This window comes from Gemmobacter sp. (assembly GCF_016792925.1).
Taxonomy (GTDB): domain Bacteria; phylum Pseudomonadota; class Alphaproteobacteria; order Rhodobacterales; family Rhodobacteraceae; genus Gemmobacter.
Window position 1 is genome coordinate 1 of record NZ_JAEULU010000335.1, and the last position, 2,090, is coordinate 2,090.

General features: G+C 70.8%; 2 protein-coding genes and 1 pseudogene. 2 read left to right on the forward strand and 1 reads right to left on the reverse strand.

Going from position 1 to position 2,090, the window contains the following annotated elements; translation table 11 throughout:
• Positions 1 to 675: pseudogene (trgB, locus tag JNN06_RS16605) on the forward strand (tellurite resistance ADP-ribose pyrophosphatase TrgB); the annotation flags it as partial.
• Here trgB and JNN06_RS16610 read toward each other — a convergent pair.
• A complete protein-coding gene (locus tag JNN06_RS16610) occupies positions 623 to 1,633 on the reverse strand; it encodes a LysR family transcriptional regulator (RefSeq protein ID WP_291240705.1) in 1,011 nt (336 codons plus the stop codon). The pseudogene trgB and the gene JNN06_RS16610 overlap by 53 nt on opposite strands.
• Positions 1,634 to 1,731: 98 nt before the next feature.
• On the opposite strand from JNN06_RS16610, the gene JNN06_RS16615 reads away from it, so the two are divergent.
• A partial coding sequence (locus tag JNN06_RS16615) for an aminotransferase class III-fold pyridoxal phosphate-dependent enzyme (RefSeq protein ID WP_291240706.1) occupies positions 1,732 to 2,090 on the forward strand: 359 nt, incomplete at its 3' end.

Consider the following 2,090-nt stretch of genomic DNA (forward strand, 5'->3'; position numbering starts at 1 on the left):
CCGATGCTGGTGCGGGGCGCGAGCCGCGCGCGGGCGCTGGCTGACCCGGCCCCGACCACCCGGCGGCGCCGTGCCGCGCCCGAGGATGTGCAGATCGCAGCCTTTCGCCAGCCCTATGCGCATTTCTTCGCGGTGGAGGAATATGACCTGCGCTTTCGCCGCTTTGACGGCGCGATGAGCCCGCAGATCAATCGCGCGGTGTTTGTCTCGGGCGATGCGGTGACGGTGCTGCCCTACGATCCCGCGCGCGACCGGGTGTTGCTGGTGGAGCAGTTCCGCGCCGGGCCGCTGGGGCGCGGTGATCCGCAGCCCTGGATGCTGGAGGCGATTGCCGGGCGGGTGGACCCCGAGGAGACCCCCGAACAGGCAGCACGCCGCGAGGCGGTGGAGGAGGCCGGGCTGAGCCTCGGCGCGCTGGAATATATCGGCGGCTATTACCCCTCGCCGGGGGCGAAGATGGAATATCTGTATGCCTATGTCGCGCTGTGCGATCTGCCCGATGGCGCGGCGGGCGTGTTTGGCGTGGAGGGCGAGGCCGAGGATATTCGCGGCCATCTGCTGTCCTTCGACGATCTGATGGCGCTGGTGGCGGGGGGCGAGGTGAACAACGGCCCGCTGTTGATCACTGTGCTGTGGTTGCAGCGCGAGCGGGCGCGGCTGCGCGGTCAGCGGTAAATCCGCGCCCGTAAATCCGTGCTTCGGGCGGATGCGCGGCAAGGCAGCTGCGCAGGGTCTCCAGAAAGGCGGCCTCGGCCCGGTTCGGGCGGGCGCGCGGGCTGGTGACCAGATGCACGTCGATGGCGGGCGGCGCCTTGTAGGGCGGTAGGCGCCACAGCCGCCCGGCCTCCACATCCTCGGCGGCGACATGCAGGGGCAGCGGGCCGATGCCAAGCCCCGCCACGATCATGCGCCGCACCTCCTCCAGATGGGTCGCTTGCCCGACCGGGCCGGTCAGCCCCGCGCGGGCGCGCAGCCGGGTGACGGCGGCCAGCGCATCGCCCATGCGGTCGGTCTGAAAGCTGACGGCGGCATGGCCCGCCAGATCAGCCAGCCGCAGGCCCGCGCGCCCGAACAGCGGGTGGCCGGGGCCGCAGAACAGGCCAAAGAACTCGCGGTAGAACAGCTCGGTCGCCAGGGGCGCGACCGGGCCGGAGATCAGGCAGATCGCCAGGCTGGCCTGCCCGCGTGCCAGCCGCGCCAGCGCCTCGCGCGAGGGCAGCACGTCGATGCTGAGCGTGGCGCGGGGATGGGCGCGGTGAAAGCGGCGCAGCGCCTCGTCGAGGATGGGAGAAACGACATGCGAGGCCAGCGCGAGGGTGACCTCGCCGGCCACCTCGCCCGCCGCCTCGGCCATGGCAAGCGCGCCGCGCAGGATGGCCGCGCGCACGGCCTCGGCCTCGGGGCGCAGGGCAAGGCCTTGGGCCGTCAGGGAAAACCCGCCGGGCCCCCGGTCGAACAGCCGGTGCCCCGCGCGATCCTCCAGCCGCTTCAGGGCCTGGCTGACCGAGGGTTGTTTCAGCCCCAGCCGGGTGGCGGCGGCGGTGACAGAGCCGCCCTCGGCCAGCGCAAGAAAGACCCGCAGCAGGCTCCAATCCAGATCGCGGGCGAAGGTTTCGGCGGGGGAAAGGCGCATATGCCCATAGATGCAGCCTATGGCCTGAATTTCAACTATCTATTTTTGCAATGGAGCGCCGTCGGCCATACTGGCCCCGCAGCAGCCGGAGCCTTGAGATGAGCCATCTGTTCTACCTGTCGACCGCCGCGCGGCCCGTGCTGGACCGGGCCGCGGGGATTTACATGTGGGATCGCAGCGGGCGGCGGTTCATCGACGGCTCCTCGGGGGCGATGGTGTCGAATATCGGCCACAGCAACCCGGCGGTGCTGGCGGCGATGCGGGCGCAGATGGAGCGGGCGACCTTTGGATACCGGCTGCATTTCGAGACCGAGCCGGGCGAGCGGCTGGCGGCCAAGGTGGCCAGTCTCAGCCCCGAGGGGATGGAGAAGGTGTTCTTTGTCTCTGGCGGGTCGGAGGCGGTGGAATCGGCGGTGAAACTGGCGCGGCAATGGGCGGTGGTGAGGGGTCAGGCGCG

Coding starts and splice junctions, on each gene's coding strand:
- JNN06_RS16610 (WP_291240705.1), bottom strand. CDS start 1,633: ATGCGCCTTTCCCCCGCCGAAACCTTCGCCCGCGATCTGGATTGGAGC.